Source organism: Treponema vincentii F0403 (assembly GCF_000412995.1).
GTDB lineage: Bacteria > Spirochaetota > Spirochaetia > Treponematales > Treponemataceae > Treponema > Treponema vincentii.
In genome coordinates this window covers 1,723,951-1,745,916 of the sequence record NZ_KE332512.1, presented here as the reverse complement: position 1 = coordinate 1,745,916, position 21,966 = coordinate 1,723,951, and the positions used below count along the sequence as shown (strand labels likewise).

General features: G+C 40.4%; 30 protein-coding genes and 2 pseudogenes. 13 read left to right on the top strand and 19 right to left on the bottom strand.

Annotation, left to right across the window (positions count from 1 at the left end):
* Positions 1-5: 5 nt before the first annotated feature.
* From HMPREF1222_RS07865 to HMPREF1222_RS07850, 3 genes are all read right to left on the bottom strand, one after another.
* The gene (locus HMPREF1222_RS07865; RefSeq protein ID WP_016518962.1) at positions 6-395 is read right to left on the bottom strand and encodes a type II toxin-antitoxin system HicB family antitoxin; all 390 of its coding nucleotides are present in this window, start codon (positions 393-395) and stop codon (positions 6-8) included.
* 55 nt (positions 396-450) lie between these two features.
* A complete protein-coding gene (locus HMPREF1222_RS07860) occupies positions 451-816 on the bottom strand; it encodes a DUF2992 family protein (protein ID WP_016518961.1) in 366 nt (121 codons plus the stop codon).
* Positions 817-1,264: 448 nt separating this feature from the next.
* Positions 1,265-1,480 carry a DUF2281 domain-containing protein gene (locus HMPREF1222_RS07850; protein WP_016518960.1) on the bottom strand — a complete coding sequence of 72 codons (216 nt, stop codon included), beginning with the start codon at positions 1,478-1,480 and terminating at the stop codon, positions 1,265-1,267.
* Positions 1,481-1,749: 269 nt separating this feature from the next.
* Between HMPREF1222_RS07850 and relB the strand changes: the two genes are divergently transcribed.
* Positions 1,750-1,938 (top strand): type II toxin-antitoxin system RelB family antitoxin, encoded by a 189-nt coding sequence (gene relB / locus HMPREF1222_RS07845; RefSeq protein ID WP_016518959.1) that lies wholly within the window; start codon positions 1,750-1,752, stop codon positions 1,936-1,938.
* Between the two features lie 103 nt (positions 1,939-2,041).
* On the opposite strand, the gene vapC is transcribed toward relB, so the two are convergent.
* The 5 genes from vapC to HMPREF1222_RS07820 all read right to left on the bottom strand — a co-directional run bounded on the left by vapC (position 2,042) and on the right by HMPREF1222_RS07820 (position 5,311).
* The gene (vapC, locus tag HMPREF1222_RS07840) at positions 2,042-2,434 is read right to left on the bottom strand and encodes a type II toxin-antitoxin system VapC family toxin (protein ID WP_016518957.1); all 393 of its coding nucleotides are present in this window, start codon (positions 2,432-2,434) and stop codon (positions 2,042-2,044) included.
* On the bottom strand, positions 2,431-2,625 hold the full coding sequence (locus HMPREF1222_RS07835) for a type II toxin-antitoxin system VapB family antitoxin (protein ID WP_016518956.1): 195 nt from the start codon (positions 2,623-2,625) through the stop codon (positions 2,431-2,433). Before HMPREF1222_RS07835 ends, vapC begins: the two co-directional genes overlap by 4 nt.
* Before the next feature lie 304 nt (positions 2,626-2,929).
* The gene (locus tag HMPREF1222_RS07830; protein ID WP_016518955.1) at positions 2,930-3,493 is read right to left on the bottom strand and encodes a hypothetical protein; all 564 of its coding nucleotides are present in this window, start codon (positions 3,491-3,493) and stop codon (positions 2,930-2,932) included.
* Positions 3,494-3,540: 47 nt separating this feature from the next.
* Positions 3,541-4,152 carry a response regulator transcription factor gene (locus HMPREF1222_RS07825; protein WP_244870136.1) on the bottom strand — a complete coding sequence of 204 codons (612 nt, stop codon included), beginning with the start codon at positions 4,150-4,152 and terminating at the stop codon, positions 3,541-3,543.
* Positions 4,153-4,186: 34 nt separating this feature from the next.
* Positions 4,187-5,311 carry a sensor histidine kinase gene (locus HMPREF1222_RS07820; protein ID WP_016518953.1) on the bottom strand — a complete coding sequence of 375 codons (1,125 nt, stop codon included), beginning with the start codon at positions 5,309-5,311 and terminating at the stop codon, positions 4,187-4,189.
* Between the two features lie 170 nt (positions 5,312-5,481).
* Between HMPREF1222_RS07820 and HMPREF1222_RS07815 the strand changes: the two genes are divergently transcribed.
* The 6 genes from HMPREF1222_RS07815 to HMPREF1222_RS07790 all read left to right on the top strand — a co-directional run bounded on the left by HMPREF1222_RS07815 (position 5,482) and on the right by HMPREF1222_RS07790 (position 9,175).
* Complete coding sequence (locus HMPREF1222_RS07815; protein WP_016518952.1) at positions 5,482-5,877, top strand: hypothetical protein; 396 nt, start codon at positions 5,482-5,484, stop codon at positions 5,875-5,877.
* Complete coding sequence (locus HMPREF1222_RS07810) at positions 5,874-6,341, top strand: hypothetical protein (protein ID WP_016518951.1); 468 nt, start codon at positions 5,874-5,876, stop codon at positions 6,339-6,341. Before HMPREF1222_RS07815 ends, HMPREF1222_RS07810 begins: the two co-directional genes overlap by 4 nt.
* Before the next feature lies 1 nt (position 6,342).
* Complete coding sequence (locus HMPREF1222_RS12395) at positions 6,343-6,954, top strand: zinc ribbon domain-containing protein (RefSeq protein ID WP_016518950.1); 612 nt, start codon at positions 6,343-6,345, stop codon at positions 6,952-6,954.
* Positions 6,955-6,973: 19 nt separating this feature from the next.
* On the top strand, positions 6,974-8,305 hold the full coding sequence (locus tag HMPREF1222_RS07800; RefSeq protein WP_016518949.1) for an SPFH domain-containing protein: 1,332 nt from the start codon (positions 6,974-6,976) through the stop codon (positions 8,303-8,305).
* 37 nt (positions 8,306-8,342) lie between these two features.
* Positions 8,343-8,666: a hypothetical protein gene (locus HMPREF1222_RS07795; protein ID WP_155997607.1), complete on the top strand. Its 324-nt coding sequence runs from the start codon at positions 8,343-8,345 to the stop codon at positions 8,664-8,666.
* A 200-nt stretch (positions 8,667-8,866) separates the two neighbouring features.
* Positions 8,867-9,175, top strand: a complete 309-nt coding sequence (locus HMPREF1222_RS07790; RefSeq protein ID WP_016518946.1) for a hypothetical protein — start codon at positions 8,867-8,869, stop codon at positions 9,173-9,175.
* Positions 9,176-9,234: 59 nt separating this feature from the next.
* Here the strand turns inward: HMPREF1222_RS07790 and HMPREF1222_RS12550 are convergent.
* The 5 genes and pseudogenes from HMPREF1222_RS12550 to HMPREF1222_RS07770 form a co-directional block, all read right to left on the bottom strand.
* A pseudogene (locus HMPREF1222_RS12550) lies at positions 9,235-9,393 on the bottom strand (ClbS/DfsB family four-helix bundle protein); the annotation flags it as partial.
* A gap of 18 nt (positions 9,394-9,411) precedes the next feature.
* Positions 9,412-10,194 carry an endonuclease/exonuclease/phosphatase family protein gene (locus HMPREF1222_RS07785; RefSeq protein ID WP_016518945.1) on the bottom strand — a complete coding sequence of 261 codons (783 nt, stop codon included), beginning with the start codon at positions 10,192-10,194 and terminating at the stop codon, positions 9,412-9,414.
* A gap of 143 nt (positions 10,195-10,337) precedes the next feature.
* Positions 10,338-11,207, bottom strand: coding sequence for an SPL family radical SAM protein (locus tag HMPREF1222_RS07780; protein ID WP_016518944.1), 870 nt, complete (start codon positions 11,205-11,207; stop codon positions 10,338-10,340).
* A gap of 10 nt (positions 11,208-11,217) precedes the next feature.
* Positions 11,218-11,730, bottom strand: a complete 513-nt coding sequence (locus HMPREF1222_RS07775) for a ClbS/DfsB family four-helix bundle protein (RefSeq protein WP_006190401.1) — start codon at positions 11,728-11,730, stop codon at positions 11,218-11,220.
* A 117-nt stretch (positions 11,731-11,847) separates the two neighbouring features.
* Positions 11,848-13,071 carry an ATP-binding protein gene (locus HMPREF1222_RS07770; protein WP_016518943.1) on the bottom strand — a complete coding sequence of 408 codons (1,224 nt, stop codon included), beginning with the start codon at positions 13,069-13,071 and terminating at the stop codon, positions 11,848-11,850.
* A 293-nt stretch (positions 13,072-13,364) separates the two neighbouring features.
* Between HMPREF1222_RS07770 and HMPREF1222_RS07765 the strand changes: the two genes are divergently transcribed.
* From HMPREF1222_RS07765 to HMPREF1222_RS12545, 4 genes are read left to right on the top strand one after another with little or no spacing between them, the layout of a single operon-like run.
* The gene (locus tag HMPREF1222_RS07765; protein WP_016518942.1) at positions 13,365-14,993 is read left to right on the top strand and encodes a malolactic enzyme; all 1,629 of its coding nucleotides are present in this window, start codon (positions 13,365-13,367) and stop codon (positions 14,991-14,993) included.
* 47 nt (positions 14,994-15,040) lie between these two features.
* Positions 15,041-15,994, top strand: a complete 954-nt coding sequence (locus HMPREF1222_RS07760) for an AEC family transporter (protein WP_006190397.1) — start codon at positions 15,041-15,043, stop codon at positions 15,992-15,994.
* Between the two features lie 55 nt (positions 15,995-16,049).
* A complete protein-coding gene (locus HMPREF1222_RS07755) occupies positions 16,050-16,322 on the top strand; it encodes a type II toxin-antitoxin system Phd/YefM family antitoxin (protein ID WP_006190396.1) in 273 nt (90 codons plus the stop codon).
* Complete coding sequence (locus tag HMPREF1222_RS12545) at positions 16,310-16,714, top strand: type II toxin-antitoxin system RelE family toxin (protein WP_016518941.1); 405 nt, start codon at positions 16,310-16,312, stop codon at positions 16,712-16,714. The genes HMPREF1222_RS07755 and HMPREF1222_RS12545 overlap by 13 nt, the downstream gene beginning before the upstream one ends.
* On the opposite strand, the gene HMPREF1222_RS07750 is transcribed toward HMPREF1222_RS12545, so the two are convergent.
* A complete protein-coding gene (locus HMPREF1222_RS07750; protein WP_006190394.1) occupies positions 16,610-17,308 on the bottom strand; it encodes a transglutaminase-like domain-containing protein in 699 nt (232 codons plus the stop codon). The two genes, HMPREF1222_RS12545 and HMPREF1222_RS07750, sit on opposite strands and share 105 nt — an antisense overlap.
* Positions 17,309-17,348: 40 nt before the next feature.
* Positions 17,349-17,480: pseudogene (locus HMPREF1222_RS13325) on the bottom strand (lactoylglutathione lyase); the annotation flags it as partial.
* Between the two features lie 458 nt (positions 17,481-17,938).
* Here HMPREF1222_RS13325 and HMPREF1222_RS07745 point away from each other — a divergent pair.
* Both HMPREF1222_RS07745 and HMPREF1222_RS07740 read left to right on the top strand, forming a co-directional pair.
* Positions 17,939-18,529 (top strand): TetR/AcrR family transcriptional regulator, encoded by a 591-nt coding sequence (locus HMPREF1222_RS07745; RefSeq protein ID WP_016518940.1) that lies wholly within the window; start codon positions 17,939-17,941, stop codon positions 18,527-18,529.
* Between the two features lie 22 nt (positions 18,530-18,551).
* Positions 18,552-19,898, top strand: coding sequence for an MATE family efflux transporter (locus tag HMPREF1222_RS07740; protein WP_016518939.1), 1,347 nt, complete (start codon positions 18,552-18,554; stop codon positions 19,896-19,898).
* Between the two features lie 147 nt (positions 19,899-20,045).
* Here the strand turns inward: HMPREF1222_RS07740 and HMPREF1222_RS07735 are convergent, their stop codons facing one another.
* From HMPREF1222_RS07735 to HMPREF1222_RS07720, 4 genes are all read right to left on the bottom strand, one after another.
* Entirely contained in the window at positions 20,046-20,795 is a 750-nt protein-coding gene (locus HMPREF1222_RS07735; RefSeq protein ID WP_016518938.1) for a class I SAM-dependent methyltransferase, read from the bottom strand.
* A 13-nt stretch (positions 20,796-20,808) separates the two neighbouring features.
* Entirely contained in the window at positions 20,809-20,976 is a 168-nt protein-coding gene (locus tag HMPREF1222_RS12960) for a hypothetical protein (protein WP_196799926.1), read from the bottom strand.
* 510 nt (positions 20,977-21,486) lie between these two features.
* Positions 21,487-21,624 (bottom strand): hypothetical protein, encoded by a 138-nt coding sequence (locus HMPREF1222_RS12955; RefSeq protein ID WP_006190376.1) that lies wholly within the window; start codon positions 21,622-21,624, stop codon positions 21,487-21,489.
* Between the two features lie 68 nt (positions 21,625-21,692).
* Positions 21,693-21,953: an aldo/keto reductase gene (locus tag HMPREF1222_RS07720; protein WP_244870135.1), complete on the bottom strand. Its 261-nt coding sequence runs from the start codon at positions 21,951-21,953 to the stop codon at positions 21,693-21,695.
* Positions 21,954-21,966 lie beyond the last annotated feature (13 nt).

Here is a 21,966-nt window from a genome sequence, read left to right as displayed (position 1 = left end):
ATTTCTCAACTGCACAATTCTTCTAAAGCTGTTTCAAGCACCTGCGAAAAGTTTATCCCTTGTGCTTCCGCTTTCCGTTTTAAATGATATGGTATAGTGCAATTTGTTCTGACCCGCCGATTATCCATTTGTTTCTTAACAACATCAGGGTAAATAGTAATGGCACACACTATATCGCCTGCTTCTACTTGTATGTCGGAAAAATTTTCAACCGGTAATTCGTCTCCATCTTTTTCAAGACCGTATATATGTAATTCAAGCGCTTCTTGTGCCATTGCTTGCGCTTCCTGAAAATTTTTTCCATAACTCACACATCCCAAGACATTTGGAAAATAAATGCTATACGCGCCGTTTCCTACCGGCTCAAATACCGCTAAATAAGTCATTTTACGCATATACAGCCTCCTACTTTACAGCTTGCGCATATCTATGTATGGCGAAGATCGATATTTATCCTTTTGCTTTCTTTGGTTTTTTATGTTTATACTTATCTGTCCTTATTGCTTTGGTTTCTTTGCGCATACTCATTTTTTTCTGTATAAGGTATTCTTTTTGCGCCTCTTTATATTGATCCAAAGATTTTGGTTTACTATTGCTTTTCACAACATCTTTTATACGGACTTTTTGATACGCGGACGTTTTATACAGCGGAACATACGAAAAATCATTCAACATCCATTGTATAAGCTGCGGATTTGTCGGTTCGGCACCAAACACATAACGACCGGAATAAAACATTCCATTTATCTGTTTTTGAATGAATGCACACCAAAATTGTCCATCAAAATATACTGTTGTAATTGTAAAGTCGTCCATATTTACCTCCGGGCATAGAACTGCCTCGGTAAAACCGGACATCAAAAAAATGAAGGTTACTGAATATGATTGCTCATATCAACCGGACTACCATCACCGGTTCGTGTTTTTGTTTTACTTTCTAAAATGATATTTCTTATTAGACATATTGTCAAGAATTATAATAAATGATTTTATCTCTTACTTTTTATCCCTGCATAATGAGCAACCGCCGCGAATAGCACAAGGATCGAAAGGTAATCTACCGCGAACAAAACATACCCCCTGTCAAAATCGAAGAAGAAAAACTGCTGCTGCAGGAACATATATTGTACAAGACCGCGGACGCAAGCAGCGTCATTCCCAAGATCTGGTGAATCTTGTCGTCAGGGAAAAGTACCGTGCCTCCCATCAGGATTATAGAAAGCGCGGTCATCGCAATGTCAAGCGGCATTCTGATTTTGTTTTATCATTGTATTATTCCAACAAAATATTCGAGCGGCTCATCAAAATCCGGAGACATATAAAAAGGTTCATTTTTCCAAACGCCAAAAAGAGATTTTTTTTCAGAAACAGCATCCTCCTCAGGAAATTTCAATTTTATCAAGCGGATAAAATCAACAACTTCACTTATTGCAGCATGAGGAAGCGTTGCAATTTCTTTTTCTAAAACTGTGTAAGGCATATATGATCTCCTATACTATTCTATTATATAATAAATTCACCCGATGCTTAGGGCATTGCAGAACTCTACAGCTTCAAGCCATGTTACATTTTCAACCGGCAAATCGTCTCCTGTAAAATTATGCTTTACACCGCATCTGCCCCATCATTATTTACGACGTCGCTTAACCTTTTGAAATGTACGGTCATCCCTGCAAAAGGCCGCCTGTTTTTTATTGACATATTTGTCTCGATGCTGCTATATCTGTATAGCAAAACAAGGAGGCAGCTATGCTGGCATTAAGATTAAAACCCGAACTCGAAAACAGACTTGCAAATCTTGCTGAAAAAACAGGTAGAACGAAAACATTTTACGCTATAAAAGCAATTGAGCAGCAGCTTGACGATATGGAAGATTATTACCTTGCCGAACAACCTTACAATGACTGGATTGTAGAAGGGAAAAACATATTCTTTTGATGAGGTTTTTAACTGATGTTTACAGTAGCATTCTCTCCAAAGACTAAACGGCAAATTACGAAATTGGAAGAATCAAATTATTATCGTTATATCAGCGATTATTTTACTTTTTAACAATCAAGCCTAAAATTTCTTCCATTGGATCAAAATCTCTGTCATTGTGTATTAATGGAAATCTATTTTCTATACAAAATGTTGCAATGATAACATCTATTGTTTTTCTTACCGTGATGCCCTGCTTTCTTAATTTCCTATAATTATTTGCAGCTTGTATTGCAATTTCTTTTCCCAGAAAATCTCTGTATTCCAGATTATCCATAATTTGCTTTGCGATGAGGTATTCTCTATCGTTTTTAAAACCTTGTAAAAACTCGGTTATTATTATATCCCCGGTTACTACCCTGTTATAGATTAATTCATGATCTAAAATATTGGTATGTGACGCATCAATCCCCTTTACATAATCAATCCAAACTGATGTATCTGCGACAATCATTTATCAAGCCTCATTTTTTCCAAATCGCCATCCCACAATAGTCTTCCTCGGAAATTTCTTATGCTCGCCTGATTTTTCAATGTGATTAAAAGTTTTAAAGCTTCTTCAACTGTTTCTCTTTTGGTTTTATAACCGGAAACATTCAAAGCCTCAATCATTAATGTATCATCAATAACAATATTCGTTCTCATAACAACTCCTATGTGTATGTTGCAATATAATTATACACATATTTTGATAAAAAACAATGTCATTATTAATCAACAACCCCGACGCAAGCGTCGGGGTATGTTGTTCTCATAAGGTGGTTGCAGTCGGCTTTAATACCCTTTGTTACGACGCAAGCGTCGGGGTATTAAACCCTCGTACGAATAAAGCATTCTGTACATAACTGTTTTTACCATTGCTGTGAACCGTCCATCTAACTACCGTTTAACCTGCATATAATATACAACTTAAAGCGCAGCTTAAATCAAGAAAGGGAATGACCAAAAATTATCTTTTGTGTTGTATTATAAATCTATATACGAACAAACTTACTGTCGCACTGAAAACTTTGTCTATCAAATTTGTAACGGTGCCGCCGAAGTATGCCGCAAATGTTAAGCTCTGTGTTACAACATAGATTCCTTGAACAGCGTTGTCTACTTGAGGAATGGAGGTATTTGCTGAGTAAAAAAGATAGGAAATGGTGTCGCCCAGAATTGAATTGGTAATGGCTGAGATAAAACCTATCCACATAAAATTTTCGGTTGTGTAAGAAACATCCGTATAAGGGGTGTTCGGGTTTGAAGGTGTCTTTGCTTTTTTCCGTTCGGAATAAAATACCAGATGTGCAACTACTGCGGTAGAAATATGACATAGCATAAAAAGAAGCCCTGTGTTTGCGAAAATGCACAAAAGAGCGTTACTTGCGATTGCACACACAATCCCCGGAATAAGTCCGCACAAGGCTGTTACAGCAATAGTAAGCAGAGAATCCAAATACAAAGGAAAAGCAACAAGCCCTGCAAGATATGAACACATACAATTAATCACAATGCTTGCAATGGTGAACATGATTGTAAACATCCTTCGGTTGATTCAGTTCATTACATTTTTTCCCATTAAAATAGCAGCCCTAAAAGTTTTGCTTTTTCAATCAAATCATGCCGATCGCGAATAAACATTTTTCCGTAAACAGCAGTCCGCTGATTTAAGATTGTTTTTTTCGATTTTCCGAGCAGTTTTGCAATTTCAACTACCTCAAGACCTTCAGCAAGATGAATGAAAACTTCTTGCTCTTTTTTTGAAAGACTTTTGTAATTATCAAAAAGATAACTTTTTTCGTCATGAGTGCTGTGCTTACCTTTGTTCTGCGGTAAAAGAGTGTGCAAAACTTTGCTTGCAACGCTATTGTAATACGTGTTCCCTGAACCTACGGCAAGGATTGCTTTTTCAACTTCATCAATCGAGGCTTCTTTTGTAATAAAACCTTGAACGCCGATCAAAAGTGCATGTTCTACGTGAATATCATCATTGTACATAGTGTAAACCAAAATGAAAATATCAGATTTCACGCCTCTAATTTTTGAAACCGATTCAAGCGAGTTTTCACCGTCGAGGTTTAAATCGAGAACCACAATTTTGATATCTTTATCTTCATTAAGTTTTTTTACCACTTCCGGGATTGTTCCGACGCCGATTATCGAAAATGACGGATTTCTGTTTTGAAGCATAAAAATCATTCCATCCCGTAAGCCCGTGTGATCATCAATGAATAGAATCTTTAACGGTGATTGCAATGGTAAAACCTCCTTCATTTATAAAATCCGCACTGCCGTCTATCATTTGGGCACGCTTTTTGATATTGGTAAGTCCATAATGCTTTACAGCAACTTTTAGCTTCTTGCTTTCAACTTCGGGTTCTTCAAAACCTTTTCCGTTATCGCAGATGATAAAACGGAAATCATTAATCCCGTCCACAATTTTTATTTCAACTTGTGTTGCATCGGAATGTCGTGAAATATTGCTCAACGCCTCCTGCAAAATTCTGATGAGGTGTGTCTTTTGCGTATTTTTGAGTGCAACTATTTTCTGACTTGCAACATATAGATTTGTTTTTATTCCGAAATTCACTTCAAATGCACTGCAAATCTCGCGTATGATTTTTTCAAAATCTTCCGTAAACTCAATACTTCCGGAGCCGATCATATAACGAATTTCGTTTAGGGCTTGTTTTGCGTAAAATTTCGATTTTGAAAAATCTTCTTTTTCAAGATAGATATTGAGCGCGGCAAGATTCTGCGCAACTCCGTCGTGAAGGTCGCGGCTGAAATTACTCTGTTCGGTCTGCATTGTTTTAAGTTGTTCGAGCTGCATTGAATTTTTAAAGAATTTTTCAAGGATTATAAAAGCTGCAATCGCAATCAGAAAAAGGGCGCTATATAAAAGAGAGTCGTAGCCGAGGTTCAGCCTTGTCTGCACCTCATGAATGTGATTTTGAAAACTGATAATAGCATCTGTGTTACGATTACCGCTTTGAATGTTTTGAATGATTGCTTCAAGTTCTTTTTTTAGAGGTGCATCAAAATAAGTGAAGGCTTGGTAGTCCGATCTCAGTTTAAGGGCAATTGATTCAAAATCTACAGGATTTTCCGAAAAAATGTCAGCGCTATCACTGCCGGCAACTATGCTTTTCGGATCCATTTGAAGCAATAACATTTCCGTGTCGAGTTTCTGAATCAGATTGTTGCTTGCCCGCTTAAAAAAGATTGTGCAAAAAAAGATTGCGAGTGCGGTGTAGATAAATATCGACTCGATTTTAAAAATTTTCTTAATAAGACTTAGCAGCATGATTTTCCAGTAAAATTGTTCGGTAATGAAACTATCGACCATATCTAGTATAACACGAACCGATATTCATGTCTTGGGAAAAATTCCCAAAGTTTTTAAGAAAAATGACCAAAGGAATATGTAAGGGATGGAGTATAATATAAAAAAGCCGAACTACAATGCTGATTTTGTCGGCATCGCTGGAAATAAATAATCATTATTGGAGGAATAAGATGGGATTTTTAAATCATGTAAAAACTGCTTGGAATGGACAAGTTCGCTGTGACTGGTACGGAAAATACTACAAGCAAATAGACGGAGACGGATTATTCGGTTCTGCCGGCGGACTTGTAGGACGTGCTGTCGCCACGGCAAAGAAAAACTACTGTTCAAAGGCGTGCAAATTAGCGGCAGAAGAAGCAAAAGCCGAAAAAAAAGCGGATTTTGAAGAACGTAAGGCAAAAGGCGAACTTACCGAAATGGAAAAAATAAAAGACCAAATGGCACAGCCTTTTGAAGAGGCAAAACAACAGATGAAAGATTCAATCGCACAGCCGATGAACGAAGTCAAATCTCAAATGAAAGGTGCCTTTGGCTCTGCTTTTGGCGGAATATTCGGGAAAAAATGATGAAAGATTTAGAAAAAAGAAAAAATCCGGAACAGGATTTAATAAAATCCTTTTGTGATAGACTTGGTGCTGTTCAATGTAGTAATTGCAGAGCGAAAAATCATGCAGACATTGAATACATCAACGATAACGGTGATTTTTGTATGGTTGAAGCAAAAACTCATTTATCCGGCGACGGGCATAATGCAGTACACAAACTTTTTGGCGAGCTTTTGAAACTAACAGGTTATCAATCATCAAAAACACATGAGAACATTAAATATCAACTTTTGATAGACAACAGACCTGATGAAACAGGAAAACGAGGAGGACAGTTTTTTCATGAATTACTTGTAAAACATATTCCCAAAGATAAGTTCATTGCATTTGGGAAAATTGTTCCTATCGACAAAGTTATTGAATTTGATATGAAAACAATAAAAGAATTCTCTTGGGAAGAATTTTATAATTTGGAGGAAAAATAAAATGGCATTTTGTCAAAATTGTGGAAAAGAATTAATGGACGGTGCAAAATTCTGTGATTCTTGCGGAACACCGGCAGGAAATACAGGAAGTGAAAATCAACGCAAACAAGTTTTTGATGGGGAACTGAAGAAATGCCCATCATGTGGAGCAATTCTATCAAGCGATGATTTAAAATGTCCTCAATGCGGCATTGAACTGAGAAATATCAAAGCATCATCTTCGGTTACGAATTTTAACAGTGATTTATTCAACACTCCAAAAAGTGACAGATCCGATTTTATTACATCGTTCCCGATTCCAAACGCAAAAGAAGATTTTTTTGAATTTTTATACATTACAGTTGGTTCCGTTACGCAGCCCTGCTCTGCTCCACTAGGCTCAATAGATGACCAAATTAGAACTGCATGGATTAATAAATATAAACAGTTAAAAACACGCGCTCCTTTTATTTTTGCTAAGGATCCGGAAAGTTTGGCACAAGTAAACCAAATTTTTAAGACAACTAAAATAAGAATGCCATTGTGGCAGAAATTTTTGATTTTTGTCTTTGGCGGTTTTGCAGCACTAATTGTACTTCTTGTCGTTTTAACAAAACTCGGAATACTGAATTAATAATTTTGGAGTAAACCTAATGGGCATATTCAAGAAAAAACACGAAGGCGGTTTAATGGATGTTATCCGTTGTGATGAGCCGACATATTTGATTTGGAAATGGAGACCTAAGGGAGCGGAAGAAGCGAATTCTACAAAAAAAGAGAACGCAATCCGCTACGGTTCAAGTCTGCGTGTGAAAGACGGTGAAGTCGCTGTCTTTGTTTATCACCAAAAAGACGGCACAATGCAGGACTATATTGAAGGACCTTATGACGATACGATTAAAACAGCAAACCTTCCTATTCTCTCTTCGATTGTCGGTGCGGCATTCGGCGGGGCGAGCCCTTTTCAAGCGGAAGTTTATTTTATAAACCTTGCGGGAATCATTCAGGTAAAATTCGGGGTTCCGTTTTTTGATGTAGCTGATGCACGCAATACTAATTTTACCGTTCCCGTTGCGGTTCGCGGTTCTATCAATTTTAGACTTACGAATTACAAAGAATTTATAAAACTTCACAGGCTTATTGATTTTGACCTTGAGGCTTTTAAATTGCAGATTCGGGATGCTGTTTGCAAATATATAAAATCTATTGTTACAAATATCCCGTTTGATACAGGGCTTCCCGTAATTCATCTTGAACGAAAGATTTTTGAAGTCAGTAGTGTTTTGCAGCCTATTTTAAAACAACGGCTTGAAAGTGAGTTCGGTGTTACAACAAGTTCGGTTGATATAAGCGATATTGAACTTGATAAATCAAGCGAAGGTTATCGTGAATTAAAAGCAGTTACAACAGACATCATAAGCGAGCAGGAAAAAGCAAAAAGTGCTATCAATATTCGCCAGATGGAAGGTATGGCGGAAATCAACATGGAAGAGTACCAGCGGGAAAGACGGCTCGGAACGGAAAGTTCAAATCTGGCTGCTCATCAGATTGACCAGCAGACACGAGTCGGCATTGCAGGAGCGGAAGCACTGGGAAAGATGGGAGCGGCAGGCGGTATCGGCATAAACCTTGGCAACGGCGGCGGTTTTAATCCGGCAGGCATGATGGCAGGAATGGCTATGGGAAGTGCAATCGGGCAGAATATGGCCGGAATGATGCACGGCGCTTTGGGCGGATTGAGTCAGCCGGTTCCGCCGCCTCCGCCGCAAGTAAGTCAATACAATGTTGCAGTAAACGGACAGACAACAGGCCCCTATACGGTTGCAACACTTTCTCAAATGGCAGCAAGCGGACAGTTTACGCGCGAAAGTCTTGTTTGGAAAGCCGGTATGGCAAACTGGATGACAGCCGGAAACGTGCCTGAACTGTCGGCAATTTTCGGTCAAAATACTCCGCCGATTCCGCCTGTACCGCCGATGAGTTAAACGGGTCATAGTATGGAGAAAACTTTATGAAAATAAATTGGATTTTAGTTTTGATTTCACTCGGGATTTCCGCATTTATATGCTATGGTTTTTTTCAGGAACAGGGAATATGTTTCTTACTGTCGGAGGCGGAGTTTTTCTTTTTGTTACTCTATTCGGAATGTTTGGGATTTCTTTTGGAAGAGGAAGTGCGAATATAAAAATCTTTTCGAGTATTTTCCTTGTATTGGTACTGGTTGAACATTTGATTTTTGTTTTTTCAGGATTTAGACAAACTGCGTACATAGTCATAACAGGTGTTTTATTTCTGCTTTATCTTTTGATTTTCTATGGAATTGTAAAAGCATTGAAAGAAGAATGAATGAAGCAAATTTTATCATAACGCAAAAATCGAAAATCACAAACCTCGCATTTCTTACCGAACACATCGGTGAGAGCTGTTTTTCAGTATGGGAACTAAAAAACAAATGACAAAAGACGACACCGGTTTTTTATGGCAAAATCTCGTACGATACAAGCGGGCAAAGGAACGCGATCATAAATCAGCGGACTATTTTCTTGATGAAACGTATGAAAATTTCGGCTTTTTCGGAACCCTCATGCACAAAACGCAGAATCCCTCATGCCTATATCTACAGTGCAGACGGCTTCCTTGCTTCTCGTTTTCGTATCGACTTTCAAGGAATTCCCGAAAAACTTACAGCGCTTTATGAAATGGATATGCCGTTCGGCGAATACGAAGCTCAAATTATTGCATGGGCAAAAAAAGCACCGGTACGGATGATTGGAAAAAACGGCCGGACAAATTGGGATTTAATGCGAGCGGCATGGCAGAAGTCTATGGCAAAGACACGGAAGAAAATGCCTTGAGTTCCGGATCACCCTCTTTATCTGCCGAAGCGCTGTTGATAATCGGTGAATATTCAGCATTACCGAGCTTCTCTCCACTTCTTCAGCGCCTTTTTAATATCCTTGGTTGCCCAATCGTAATGGCTCGATGTTGCGGAAACGCAGTAGCTGCCGAGCGAAGTTGTTCCCGTCCAATCGAAAACTTTCTTGGTAAAAAGCTCTTCATTGGAAAAAGTTTCGTAGAATATGAGAAAGCTCTAAAGGAGTTGCAACTCTGCCAATACAGGACAGTGATCGGAAAAGAACGAAAAAGTATTAAATCGACCTATAGTTACCGTTTTACATTTAAATCGATCATGGTGATAAAAAATATAATCATTGAAAAATCTTTGTTGACCGTTTCTATATGTGCCTATAAAAGTAAACTGATCTTCCTTTCCATGTTTTTTTTGCCGATTGGTATGATACGCGCTCACCAGACCATATTTTTTCATGGTTTCTAAAAACCTCGTATGATTGTTTTTATCGATTTCATTTTTTAATTGCATACTGCTGTTAAAATCGCCAATCCATAATGCCTTATTATCTTCAGGAATTAATAATTTGTTATAGGTAGGGTTTTCAAGAGCACCTATTACCTGCATAATATAATCCTGTTTTTGATTAGCTTCCAAGTCGGCAATCTTTGTCCACACATGGATAAGCGTAAAAGATTCGTTGGTTTCTTTGCACGTCACCTTATATGGCACAACATATCTATATGGAATGGTATTACTATAAATGCGTTCAATTCGATATGTATTTGAAAACAACGCGAGACCTAAATCCCCACCGGATTCGGCATTGTCTTTATATTCTCGTCCATCGCCGTATTTATCTTGCAATTGTCCTAAGTGTTTTTCAATTTCATGTATAGGTTTATTATTCCGCATATCATATTCCTGAATAGCATAAATATCAGCATTATACCCTGCTTGGCAAAGGTAAGCAGCTTTTTCTAATGTCAAACCGTACCGGCAATTCCAAGTACATATTTTCATAAACGCCACCTCTCAGTGCTGCCATTATAGCACAGCAGTCTATCAGAATGCATCAGATTTGAAAAAAAGAAGTTAAACTTTTCTAGGTTTCTTCATAATTACTTTTGCAAGGTGTTCCAGCATAGCAAAGCGAAAAACACGAATCAGAACAACTCCAACTGTCCGCCTTGTTGCTTATCTTCAAATGCGGTTAAATACGAAAAGATTGTATCGGGATTGTATTCGATACCGTTTTCTTTGCACTGTGTACGGAATAGATTCATCAATCGTGCATTATATGGACTCATCACAGAATAGCTATTGCCGTAGCGTTGCATGTATGTTTCTTTTAATCCCGGAAATGATGCATCGAGGTTTTTGTAAAAAAATTCGCGGCTTCCGTCTCTTAACGTCAAACCCATTCCAAAGCAAATGATGCCGAACACTTTTGCCTCGATGCAATACTGCAAAATACCTTCTATATTTTCTATTGTATCGTTGATAAAAGGCAGAATAGGCGTAAGCCACACAACGGTTGGAATGCCCGCATCACGCAGTGTTTTAAGCACCGTAAAACGCTCACTCGTAGCGGCAACGTTCGGTTCAAGGATTTTGCAGAGCTTATCGTTATATGTGGTGAGCGTCATTTGCACAACGCACTTTGCTTTTTTGTTCACCGCCTGCAAAAGTTCAAGGTCGCGCAAAATCAGCGGCGATTTTGTTATCACGGTAAAGCCGAACCCATACCGGTACACGGTTTCTATCGCTTTGCGCGTCATACCGATTTTTTCTTCAAGCGGCATATACGGATCGGTCATAGAACCGGTGCCGATCATGCACTTATTTCGTTTCCGCCGTAAAGCAGTTTCGAGCAACTCTATTGCATTCTCTTTTATTTCGATATCTTCGAACGTATGCTTTATTTGATAGCAGTCGCTCCGTGAGTCGCAGTAGATGCACCCGTGAGTACAGCCGCGGTACAAGTTCATTCCGTTTTTAGTCGATAAAATTCCTTTTGCTTGAACAAAGTGCATACGAATACGGCTATTTCTCCCTCCACTTCTTCAGCGCTTTTTTAATATCCTTGGTTGCCCAATCGTAATGGCTCGATGTTGCGGAAACACAGTAGCTGCCGAGCGAAGTTGTTCCCGTCCAATCGAAAACTTTCTTGGTAAAAAGTTCTTCATTAGAAAAAGCTTCGATGATATCCATTGCTTCCTTGTGCGTTTTTTTAAGCATTGCTTCGGCGTCGGTATATGGCGTAGTTTGGTGTTTTTCCCAAAATTCGATATTCATCTGCGGATAGGTTTTCCAATTATAGGACGCCGGTAAAAAAGGGGCAGGCTTTCCGTTTGTGTTGGACTGTATCCAATTCAGCAAAAGGCAATGCCATTCATACAGATGGACCAAAATATCGCGTACGTTTTTATCGCGATCGTTCGGAACAATATCGGCGGATTTTTCTTCGTCAGTCATTCCGTCGATTAATGTCCACAGTTTTGCAAACTGCTCATTTGCAGCTTTGATTAAATCTTCTTTTGTTGTAGGTCTCGGCATAGAGTTAGTTCTCCTTATCTTATTTCTTCCGGCGTTTGCGGATTGTTATTGTGCAGCATTCCGCAGCTTTGGCATATTCTCATAAATATCCCCTTTTGATAACACATTCTACAAATTTCAAATCACCCAAACCGGCACGATGTAGTTTTCCCTATCAATTGCCGAAAGCTCCGGTTTCATGCAGATTACCGCGCCTTTAGAACGCGGAATAGAAGCATTATCCAGTAAGCTGAATACTTTGACAAGCTCGGAACCCGGATTTGCGGATTTCTTAATTTCTATCGGATTAAGTACGCCGTCATGCTCTAATACGATATCGATTTCTTTCGCATCTTTGTCCCGATAATAATACATAAAGGGCGCTTTACCGTTATTGAGATATGTTTTCATTATTTCGGAAACAACATAATTTTCAAGTATGGCTCCGTTCATAGCGCCGCTTTCCAGCGTTTCCGCACTGCCCCACTTTGTCAGATAGCAGACTAATCCCGTATCATAAAAATACAGCTTGGGAGTTTTTACGAGGCGCTTTAACATATTATTTGAATAAGGGTGTAAGTAAAAAATAATTCCTAACGTTTCAAGAATACCCAGCCAGCCCTTCACCTGCTTTTGATTAATGTCCGCATCCCGTGCTATGTCGGCGATATTGAGCAGCTGTCCGCACCGTGCGGCAACGGCAGTTATAAACCGCAAAAATTTTAAAGAGTCAATCGAATCCGAAAGCGCTCTTACATCTCTTTCAATATATGTTGTTACATAACTGCTGTAAAAAATGTGAGTGTTCTTATTTTGACCGCTTATAACCGCAGGCATGGAGCCTTTATATATTCTGTCAAAAATTTCTCCGACATTTGCAGGTTTTCGCTCTCTGCTCCGTGCGGAAAGTTTTTTCATATCGAGTACAAACGGCTCAAGTCTATTTCCGTAAATCTCTGCCTGCGATAACGAGGCTAATGAGAGCACCGCTACTCTTCCTGCCAATGACTCCTGAATTCCCTGCATCAGCTTAAAAGCTTGAGAACCGGTAAGCCAGAAATCACCGTTGCTGCGGTTTTTATCCGCATATATTTTTATATAGGTGAATAATTCAGGCGCATACTGCACTTCATCGATCAGTACGGGCGGCTTATGCAGCTGCAAAAACAGTTCCGGATCGGTCTTTGCAAGAGCTCTCTCATGCAAATCATCGAGCGACACATAGTCTCTGTCTGTATTCTCCATCAACTTTTGAAGCATGGTGGTTTTCCCAACCTGTCTTGGGCCTGTTACCAATACTACCGGATATTCTTTTGTTACCTCTAAGACTATCTTTTCCAAACTTCTGGAAATATAACGCATACGGGCTCCTTTCGGCTAATATGTATTGTGATTACATTTTAGCCGAAGGCTATAGACCTGGCAAGTACAAGGTCTTCTCTGAGGACTACGGAAGGAATATACTTATGGAAGAACTCTGCTGTTTCTACAAAGCTTGAAAAAATCTTTGAATCTTCTTATCCGGTTCTTTGCTGATTTGTTAAAAAAACTAACCTATCCAACACTCCGTATCTATGCTATACTCCGAACTAGGGTGGTATATTCTATTATAGTAGAAAATCAGATAACCACAACGGCAATATGGAGGAACACGTATGGAAAAATATGGCTATGACCTTATCAATGATGCGTTTCTGAATAAAGGAACAGCATTCTCCGCGAAAGAAAGGAAACAGTATCATCTGGAAGGTTTACTTCCTCCCTGTGTTGACGATATTGAAACGCAAGCCGACAGAATCTACCGCCAGATGGAACGGAAAACTTCCAGAATAGAAAAAAGAAGATTCCTTATGGATATCTTCAATCACAACCGAACACTTTTCTATCACGTATTCCATGAACATATTGTAGAGTTGATGCCGATTGTTTATGATCCGGTTATCGCAGAAAGTATCGAGCAGTATAGCGAGCAGTTTGTCGATACGCAGGGTGCAGCTTTCCTGTCGATTGATTCTCCTGAGCAAATTGAAGATGCGCTTCGTCATGCCGCCGCTGACAGACACATCAAACTTATCGTTGCTACAGACGCAGAGGGTATACTCGGTATCGGTGATTGGGGAACGAATGGCGTTGATATCTCCGTAGGAAAGCTGATGGTCTATACTGCTGCTGCTGGAATTGACCCGAAATCGGTGCTGCCGGTTGTGCTGGATTGTGGAACAAATAGAGACACGCTGCTGAATGATCCGCTCTATCTGGGCAATCATCACAAAAGAATATATGGAGATACCTATTACCGATTCATCGATCAATTTGTAATGACGGCGGAACGGCTTTTCCCAGACTTATACCTTCACTTTGAAGACTTCGGCAGATCGAATGCTGCAAAGGTTCTGCAGACATACCGCAAAACATTCCCCGTATTCAATGATGACTGTCAGGGAACCGGTATCATTACACTTGCGGGAATCCTCGGCGCCATGAAAATCAACGGACAGAAGCTTACAGAGCAGATATATCTATGCTTCGGTGCGGGAACGGCAGGAGCCGGAATCACGGATCGTATTTTCAGAGAAATGGTTGCGCAAGGTCTTTCTGAAGAGGAAGCCCGCAAGCACTTTTATATGGTAGATAAGCAAGGGCTCTTGTTTGACGACATGGATGATCTGACGCCTGAACAGAAACCGTTTGCGCGGAAACGCAGCGAATTTGCCGATACGGCAAGCCTTACCTCTCTTACAAAAGCTGTTATGGCAATACGTCCGACGATTCTTGTGGGAACATCGACAACGCCGGGAACCTTTACGGAAGAAATTGTCCGCGCTATGGCATCATGGTGTGAACATCCGATTATTTTCCCGCTCAGTAATCCTACAGAGCTGGCTGAAGCTACGGCTTCAGACTTAATTCATTGGTCGGATGGCCGCGCAATGGTGGCAACGGGAATTCCTGCCGATCCGGTGGAATACAAGGGCGTCACGTACACAATCGGGCAGGCAAATAATGCGCTGATTTATCCGGGATTGGGATTAGGCAGTATCGCGGTAAATTCAAAGCTGATGACAGATGAAATGATCTCGGCAGCCGCACACTCGCTTGGAGCATTTCTTGAAACCGGAAAACCCGGAGAAGCGGTTTTGCCTCCGGTAGCGCGGCTGACGGAATTTTCCGAAGCGGTTGCCGTCGCAGTTGCTTCGTGTGCCGTCCGTCAAAAATTAAACCGCGTTGCAACGGATGACGTGGAAAAAACGGTCAAAAGCTGTATCTGGAAGCCGGAGTATTAAAGCACGATCGATACGAACGAGGCTTATACGAACAATCGGGGGCGGTTATGGTAATTGTTGATGTCGTAAAAAGCATTATGCCGATTATAATTTTGATTTTAATCGGATACCTTATTCATCAGAAAAAAAGAATTGATGACGGCTTCAATACGAATGTATCCTATCTCGTAATGAACATCGCATTACCGGCCTCCGTTTTTATTTCCGTCACAAAAAACCTAACTGTAGCCGAACTAAAAACGCTTGCGCTTCCTCTGTTAATCGGGGCTGCCGCATTTGTAGTGAATTATGTATTTGCTTTTTTTCTCATGAAGGTTACAAAGATCCCGAAGGGGAGGCGCGGGATATTTGTCAACACTATTGTAAATGCCAATACGATTTTTATCGGAATGCCCCTAAACGAAGCACTGTTTGGAGATGCTGCAGTCAAATATTTTCTTGTATATTACGTATTGAACACGATATCGACATGGACGATAGGTTCCATCCTTATTGCGAACGATTCTAAAGCGGACAGCCTTTCCCGCAGGAAAATCAACCTCAAAAAGATTTTATCCCCGCCTATCATCGGATTCATCATTGCAATCGCCGTTTTATTATCGGGGATTACAATTCCTGCGATGATAATGGCGACTTTTACTTATCTCGGGAATCTTGTAACACCGCTCTCGCTGATCTATATCGGGGTTGTTTTATCGAAGGCCGGCTTAAAGAGCATTCATTTCGATAGGGATACCGTGACGGCGCTCCTTGGAAAATTTATATTAAGTCCACTTGTGATGGCATTTATTATATTTGCTTCCGCCAAGACAGGAATGACAATCGACAGCGTTTTACGCCGGACATTAATTGTTCAGACTGCGGTACCGGCGCTAACAGTACTGCCTATATTGGCCGATGAAGGCAATGGCGATATAGAGTATGCAACGAACGTTGTGACAACAAGCACCATTTTATTCATTGTGCTGATTCCTGTTGTTATGCTGTTGCTGCCAAAATAGGTAATTGTTGTTTTTGTACAAAATAGTGTACATTATAAGCAAATAGGAGGTTTTTATGATTTCAACTATGACCATAACGGAGACAAGAAAGAAAATCACATCACTCGAAAATACGATGGATTATGATGATACAATCTCTATTACTAATCATGGCAAAGAAGTATTTGCTTTGCTTCGCTGGGATACCTATGAGTGTATTCAGGAAACTTTGGAAATACTGGCAGACGAACAATTGTCAAAAGACCTGTCTATGGGAATTAAACAGATAAATGAAAACAAACTTGTAGATTTTGACACATTCAAGGCAGGTCTAATGTGTACACAATAAAATTAACTCAAATTGCTGCAGAGTTTATCACTAAACTTGACGGTAAATCTCAACAGCAGATTATGGAAAAGATCGAGGTGTTAAAAGAATATCCTCTGAAAGTAGGAAAGCCTTTGAAAGGCAATTTACAAGATTATCGCTCCATTCGTTCTGTTGGACAACGATACAGAATAATTTATCAAGTTAAAGAGACTGAAGTTGAAGTTATTGTCGTGGCTGTAGGCATAAGACGAGATGGAGACAAAAAAAATGACATTTACGAACTAATGAAAAAATTATGCGGCCTTTTAGGCGTTCCTTATTTTTTTGATATTGCGATTCATCAAGTGCCGCCCGATGTGCCGATACGCAAACCGCTTGAGCGGCGACATTTGCTGATGATGCTCTTTTAAAAGTTCATCGGGAGAATCGTATACGCCGAAATCCTGATTGATGCCTTCGCTTTGGATATAAGTGTCGTTCCGATTAAAGTCGATCACCGGCTTGTTAAAATCTTTTACACCTACGCCGTATCCGCAAAAGGCGCCAGTACAGGTTTTATGCATCGCTTGCAGTTTAGTAAGGTATTGCGTATCAAGAATCAATGCTTCAAGCTCATACCAGCGCTCTTCAAAATACACTTCGACCCAACTGTGAAAAATATTTTTCGGCGCATTTCTATACACAAAGCCCGTCATTGCGCCCTGCTGCAGTTTTTTATCTATTGTAAATCCGTGTATCCTGCACGGAATACCGCATGCGCGGAGCAACGCCATAAACAGCGTGGCTTTCGTGTTACACTGACCGTACCCGTCTTTTAAAACCTTTGAAGCGCTGATATTGTCGTCGATATTATAACCGAAGAGAATGTCATCACGCACAAAATTGTATATCGATTTGATGCGCTCAAACGTATCAAGCGTGCGCCAGTTTTTTTCTTGTATCAGCGCTTTAATACTCGGATTGGAATAATCGAGCATTTTTGTTTCACAAAGATATGTGTCCATTTGATGTACCTCCTGCAATTCCGATTTTTTGCCTCTCCCGTTACACGGTAACCTCAATCTGATTGTTTTCGATTGCGCCGATGCAGCTTTCGTAATATCCGTCGCCGGTGGTTCGCAGGACGCTTGCAACTTTAAAACCCACCCGCCTAAGATTTTCGGTCAGCGCATCGACCAGGACGATATCTTCCTCCCATAAAATCTAATCTTCAGGATGCCACGAACCCAAGGTGCGTTCCTGTTCTTCCAGCGTCATCGTACAACTGAATACCTGATACCCGGAACTTGATTAACATTTCTTCCTTACGGCTGTTACTATTGCGCGGTCTTTGGCAATCAATGCGCGGCAGATTTCTTCATAAGCAGCATACACCTCTTGCTGTTCCGGTGTCAAAGCGGCGCTGCCTTTTTCTTTTTCCGTGCTTTTTGCCCGGACGAATGAGACGTTCTCTTTTGCCTTATCGATCGTCGCTTTCAGATTTTTCGCATCGGTGATAGATCCGAGTTTAATATAGCCCGACGTATTGGCATCTGTATATCACATCCGTACTTGACACTGACTTTTAATAGAACTATAATTCAAAAAACCGACATAAATGTCGGTTTTTTGAACAAGCAAGGAGTAATTTTATTTTGAAAGAAGAAGAACAAAAAGTCGGACAAATGAGAAAAAAAGAAATTCGAGAAGCGGCAAAAAGGTGTTTTTTAACAAAAGGCTTTCAAAGTACAACGATGGAAGATGTTATTACGGAAATAGGTATGAGCAGAGGAGGCGTTTATCATCATTATGCAAGTACAAATGAAATGCTGAAAGACTTAATGCTTGATGGAAATAATTATAGAAATAGCTTGATAAGCGAGTATTTAAAAAATAATCAAGGCAAAGATAAATATCAGCAAATGGGTGAAATTTTAGTTGACAAGTCCTTAGCCGACACGGATTTGATGAAACTGTACGCTCTGCTTTTACAGGCAAAAAACTATAATGATGATTTGGAAAAATTGTATCGGGAATTAAAACGCAAGACGACTGATGAGCTTACTTTAATTGCTAAGCAACTTGGAATTAAAGCGAATATATTTAGAGACGGTTTTTTAGTGAATTATATCAATGGATTGATAGTAAGTTCGGAAGTTCTTGGTGCGAGAAAGTCTTACAGCAAACATAAAAAATATATAAAAGAAACAATGATACAGTACATCGTTGATGTAGAAAACAGATAACACATATAGAGAGAGTAATGTAATGAAAGAAGATATGAAAACACAACTCTTAACCAAGAGTCCCAAAGAACTGTTATTTAAGCTGGCAATTCCCGGAATAATTGGGATGATTGTTATAGGATTGTATCCGTTTATGGATGGAGTATTTGCGGGACGGCTGATTGGCGATTACGCTATGTCAGCAATCAGTGTATCTATGTCTTTGACAATTATAAACGGCGGCATATCCGCTTTGATAGGTGTCGGCAGCGCTTCAATACTATCGAGAGCAATAGGCAAAGGAGATAAAGAAACAACAGACAAAATATTCGGGAACTTTTGCTATTGGGTTGTTTTGTTTTCTGTAATTATCACAATATTAGGCTTGGTATTTGCACCTCATTTTTTGGATTTGGTAGGAGCTAAAGGGAATATTAAAGAACTTGGTGTTAGATATTTGAGAGTTGTGTTCTTTGGTTCCATATTCGTTAATTTTGCTCAGGCCGGTAATATGACGATGCGCGGTGAAGGGGCATTAAAGCAGTCCATGTTGATTATGGGAGCCGGTGCGCTGTTAAACATTATTTTAGACCCTATTTTTATGAAACTCATGGGAGAATATGCTATTGAAGGTGCAGCCATTGCAACGGTACTATCTCAAATTGTACAAGCCGTATTAACCTTTCATTATTTTGCAAAGAAGAGCGCTTTTGTGGGTATCCATAACATTCAAAAACACAAGGCAATATATAGTGAAATGTTCAGCATCGGAACTTCGGCGATGATGATGCAAATTTTATTTGCAGTACAGCAAACATTTTTATTTAAGCAAGCCTTTACATACGGAGAAGATAATTGGGGGATTTTAATGGCCGCTACAATGAGACTGTATATGTTCTCTTTTATTCCGCTATGGGGGATGAGTCAAGGATTGCAGCCTGTTATCGGAGCAAATTTCGGAGCGAAGCAATATCAAAGAGTAAAAGATACGATGAAGGTTTTTATGTATGGAGCAACTATTCTTGCAGCAGTTTCATGGATACCGTCAATGTTTTGTTCGGAAAAATTATTGTCATTGTTTAGTGTAAGAAGCGAGATTATTGAAGCAGGTGTGATAAACTTTAAGATGTTTTATTCTACGTTTATCTTGTATGGAATTATGATTATGACGCTTACATTTTTCCAATCAATCGGCGACGGTAAAAAAGCAGGTATGATTGTGATGCTTAGACAATTGGTATTATTTATTCCGGCCATACTCCTGTTACCAAAATTATTTGGAGCGACAGCCGTTTGGTGGGCGGAACCAATCGTAGATTTTAGTATGATTGTAAGCGGATTGCTTTTGATGCTTAACGAAATGAGAAAAATGGAAACCGAAGCAGTTTAAGCGGGCTATTTAGCGGTTGAAGCTAAACCTACCTCACCAACAGGGATAGCCCAGCACAATCGTATCATAGGCGCTGATATCGGGAAGCGAACCGCGCAGTCCGGAGCGGGTATTTGCCCTACCTTCCTCCGCGGCAATATCCGCACACTACTTCACTGCTCGTGTTGCAATGAATGACGGGATATGCAATTCGTGCAAACGTCCTTCGCCGTTCGTGTCTTCATAGATGTCGGTGAGCGTAAAACCTGCACGCAGCTGTCCGCCGATTTGTTCGGTCAATGAGTGCGAAAATTGCCAGCCTGAGTCCGACTCTTCAAGTTGCTTGCGGTGCGCTTCGTACAACAGAGGATTAAACGGCAGTGCATTGATAATCTTCTCTTCTTTTTGATCGACGATATAGTTGATACCGATATCCAGTCCGCACAGTAACACGCCGCCCTTTTTGAGTACACGGAAACATTCGGCAAACACCGGCTCAACTTTTTCAATATAGCAGTTGCTCACCGGATGAAAAATAATATCGAAAGAGGCATCGGCAAAAGGTAGCGGTTTTGACATATCCGCACGCACAATACTGATTCGATACCCTTCGCGCTCGGCAACAGTCCGCTCCGATTCAAGCTGTTTTTCCGAATAATCCAGAATAGTACATTCCGCCCCGGCTGCGGTAAAAATAGGCATTTGCTGACCGCCTCCCGAAGCAAGTCCCAAAAGTTTTTTTCCTTTTAAGCTGTCGAACCATTCGTGTGGCATCGGTTTTGTCGGTGTTAAAAGCACAGACCACTGCCCATTCTGCGCCTTGAGGTAGGTTTGATGATCGACGGGTTTTCCCCATTCCCAACCTTCTGCAACCCAGCGGTCAATGACCGCCGCATTTGCATCTTGATATGAATTCATAAAATCTTCCTCCTTATGTATGTATTCTTGTTCCAAGTTTTTTTTCCAATCTCCATTGCGGCGGCGCTCCGTCATCGCCCCAATACTCATCCATCAAAACAATTTTACCGTCTTTTATTTTTATAAACGACACTACGTGAAAAGAAGCGGCACGGATGCCGCTGGTTCCATGTAGTAACAAGTTTGCTCCGCAAACTTGCAGCCCAAAAATGTACACGGATGTACATTTTTGGGCGAGGACGGCAGTAATATCCACAATGATATTCCGTCAATTATTTTTGCTCTCCAATCTTTTTATTGCCCTATTTTCGCCCAATGTTTTCATTTGGGCAATAGCCGTTTTATTTCAGTTTACTTTCGATCATTTTAACCTATTCTGAATCTGTTTTTATCAGCCGGTACTTTTTTAAGTTTTCTTTCATAATCCATTTGATATGCTTAGTGTTTTTTTGTAACAGTTTTTCAAAAGCTTTTTTTCCTTCTGCAGGCGCATGAACAATTGCCACGCTCCAGCCGTAGCCGAGTGCTTTTCTAAGCGAATCTTCTTCATCGGTGAGCTTGTTGTCGTGGGCAAGCGTTGCCGTTATTTCATCTAAAAGATTGATTACCTGAACGGCAATAGCTTTATCTTTATACCTCCATCTGATTGATAACTGTAATTGGTAATAGATACTCAGTTCAGGTTCTTACATCAATTCACCTTGATTTTGCCGAGCCGTTTGAGCGTGTCACGTTTTGCCGCGTCGCGGGAATGTTGTGCAGCTTGTCCGCGTATCGAAAACGCTTTGAGAACGGTTGCTTTGGGGCACGCCGATTGAATTTTCCGCATAGTTCCCGCATCTCCGCTTCCTTCATGTGTGCAAAACGGCAAAATCTTCGCAGTGTTTTTCAGCTACGCTATTTCAGCGCGGCGATACGCTGCATATCATCTCCGCTTAAACGGAAATCGAACACGGCGATATTTTCCGCCATGCGCTCCGCCCTCGTCGATTTTGCAAGCGCGACGACGTTCCTCTGTAAGAGCCACCGCAGCATTACCTGCGCAGTGCTTTTTCCGTATGCCGCGCCGATTCCCTTCAGTACGGGATTTTCAAAAAGCCCGCCGCGTCCCTCACCGAACGGTGCCCAAGCCTCATGCACAACTCCGTATTTTTCCATCCATTTATGAGCT

Bases quoted from the DNA above. Each gene is read 5' to 3' on its own strand.
- HMPREF1222_RS07865 (WP_016518962.1), bottom strand. From the start codon at position 395: ATGCGTAAAATGACTTATTTAGCGGTATTTGAGCCGGTAGGAAACGGC.
- HMPREF1222_RS07860 (WP_016518961.1), bottom strand. From the start codon at position 816: ATGGACGACTTTACAATTACAACAGTATATTTTGATGGACAATTTTGG.
- HMPREF1222_RS07850 (WP_016518960.1), bottom strand. From the start codon at position 1,480: ATGCCTTACACAGTTTTAGAAAAAGAAATTGCAACGCTTCCTCATGCT.
- relB (WP_016518959.1), top strand. From the start codon at position 1,750: ATGCTGGCATTAAGATTAAAACCCGAACTCGAAAACAGACTTGCAAAT.
- vapC (WP_016518957.1), bottom strand. From the start codon at position 2,434: ATGATTGTCGCAGATACATCAGTTTGGATTGATTATGTAAAGGGGATT.
- HMPREF1222_RS07835 (WP_016518956.1), bottom strand. From the start codon at position 2,625: ATGAGAACGAATATTGTTATTGATGATACATTAATGATTGAGGCTTTG.
- HMPREF1222_RS07830 (WP_016518955.1), bottom strand. From the start codon at position 3,493: ATGTTCACCATTGCAAGCATTGTGATTAATTGTATGTGTTCATATCTT.
- HMPREF1222_RS07825 (WP_244870136.1), bottom strand. From the start codon at position 4,152: ATGCTTCAAAACAGAAATCCGTCATTTTCGATAATCGGCGTCGGAACA.
- HMPREF1222_RS07820 (WP_016518953.1), bottom strand. From the start codon at position 5,311: ATGGTCGATAGTTTCATTACCGAACAATTTTACTGGAAAATCATGCTG.
- HMPREF1222_RS07815 (WP_016518952.1), top strand. From the start codon at position 5,482: ATGGGATTTTTAAATCATGTAAAAACTGCTTGGAATGGACAAGTTCGC.
- HMPREF1222_RS07810 (WP_016518951.1), top strand. From the start codon at position 5,874: ATGATGAAAGATTTAGAAAAAAGAAAAAATCCGGAACAGGATTTAATA.
- HMPREF1222_RS12395 (WP_016518950.1), top strand. From the start codon at position 6,343: ATGGCATTTTGTCAAAATTGTGGAAAAGAATTAATGGACGGTGCAAAA.
- HMPREF1222_RS07800 (WP_016518949.1), top strand. From the start codon at position 6,974: ATGGGCATATTCAAGAAAAAACACGAAGGCGGTTTAATGGATGTTATC.
- HMPREF1222_RS07790 (WP_016518946.1), top strand. From the start codon at position 8,867: ATGAAACGTATGAAAATTTCGGCTTTTTCGGAACCCTCATGCACAAAA.
- HMPREF1222_RS07785 (WP_016518945.1), bottom strand. From the start codon at position 10,194: ATGAAAATATGTACTTGGAATTGCCGGTACGGTTTGACATTAGAAAAA.
- HMPREF1222_RS07780 (WP_016518944.1), bottom strand. From the start codon at position 11,207: ATGCACTTTGTTCAAGCAAAAGGAATTTTATCGACTAAAAACGGAATG.
- HMPREF1222_RS07775 (WP_006190401.1), bottom strand. From the start codon at position 11,730: ATGCCGAGACCTACAACAAAAGAAGATTTAATCAAAGCTGCAAATGAG.
- HMPREF1222_RS07770 (WP_016518943.1), bottom strand. From the start codon at position 13,071: ATGCGTTATATTTCCAGAAGTTTGGAAAAGATAGTCTTAGAGGTAACA.
- HMPREF1222_RS07765 (WP_016518942.1), top strand. From the start codon at position 13,365: ATGGAAAAATATGGCTATGACCTTATCAATGATGCGTTTCTGAATAAA.
- HMPREF1222_RS07760 (WP_006190397.1), top strand. From the start codon at position 15,041: ATGGTAATTGTTGATGTCGTAAAAAGCATTATGCCGATTATAATTTTG.
- HMPREF1222_RS07755 (WP_006190396.1), top strand. From the start codon at position 16,050: ATGATTTCAACTATGACCATAACGGAGACAAGAAAGAAAATCACATCA.
- HMPREF1222_RS07750 (WP_006190394.1), bottom strand. From the start codon at position 17,308: ATGGACACATATCTTTGTGAAACAAAAATGCTCGATTATTCCAATCCG.
- HMPREF1222_RS07740 (WP_016518939.1), top strand. From the start codon at position 18,552: ATGAAAGAAGATATGAAAACACAACTCTTAACCAAGAGTCCCAAAGAA.
- HMPREF1222_RS07735 (WP_016518938.1), bottom strand. From the start codon at position 20,795: ATGAATTCATATCAAGATGCAAATGCGGCGGTCATTGACCGCTGGGTT.
- HMPREF1222_RS12955 (WP_006190376.1), bottom strand. From the start codon at position 21,624: ATGCGGAAAATTCAATCGGCGTGCCCCAAAGCAACCGTTCTCAAAGCG.
- HMPREF1222_RS07720 (WP_244870135.1), bottom strand. From the start codon at position 21,953: ATGGAAAAATACGGAGTTGTGCATGAGGCTTGGGCACCGTTCGGTGAG.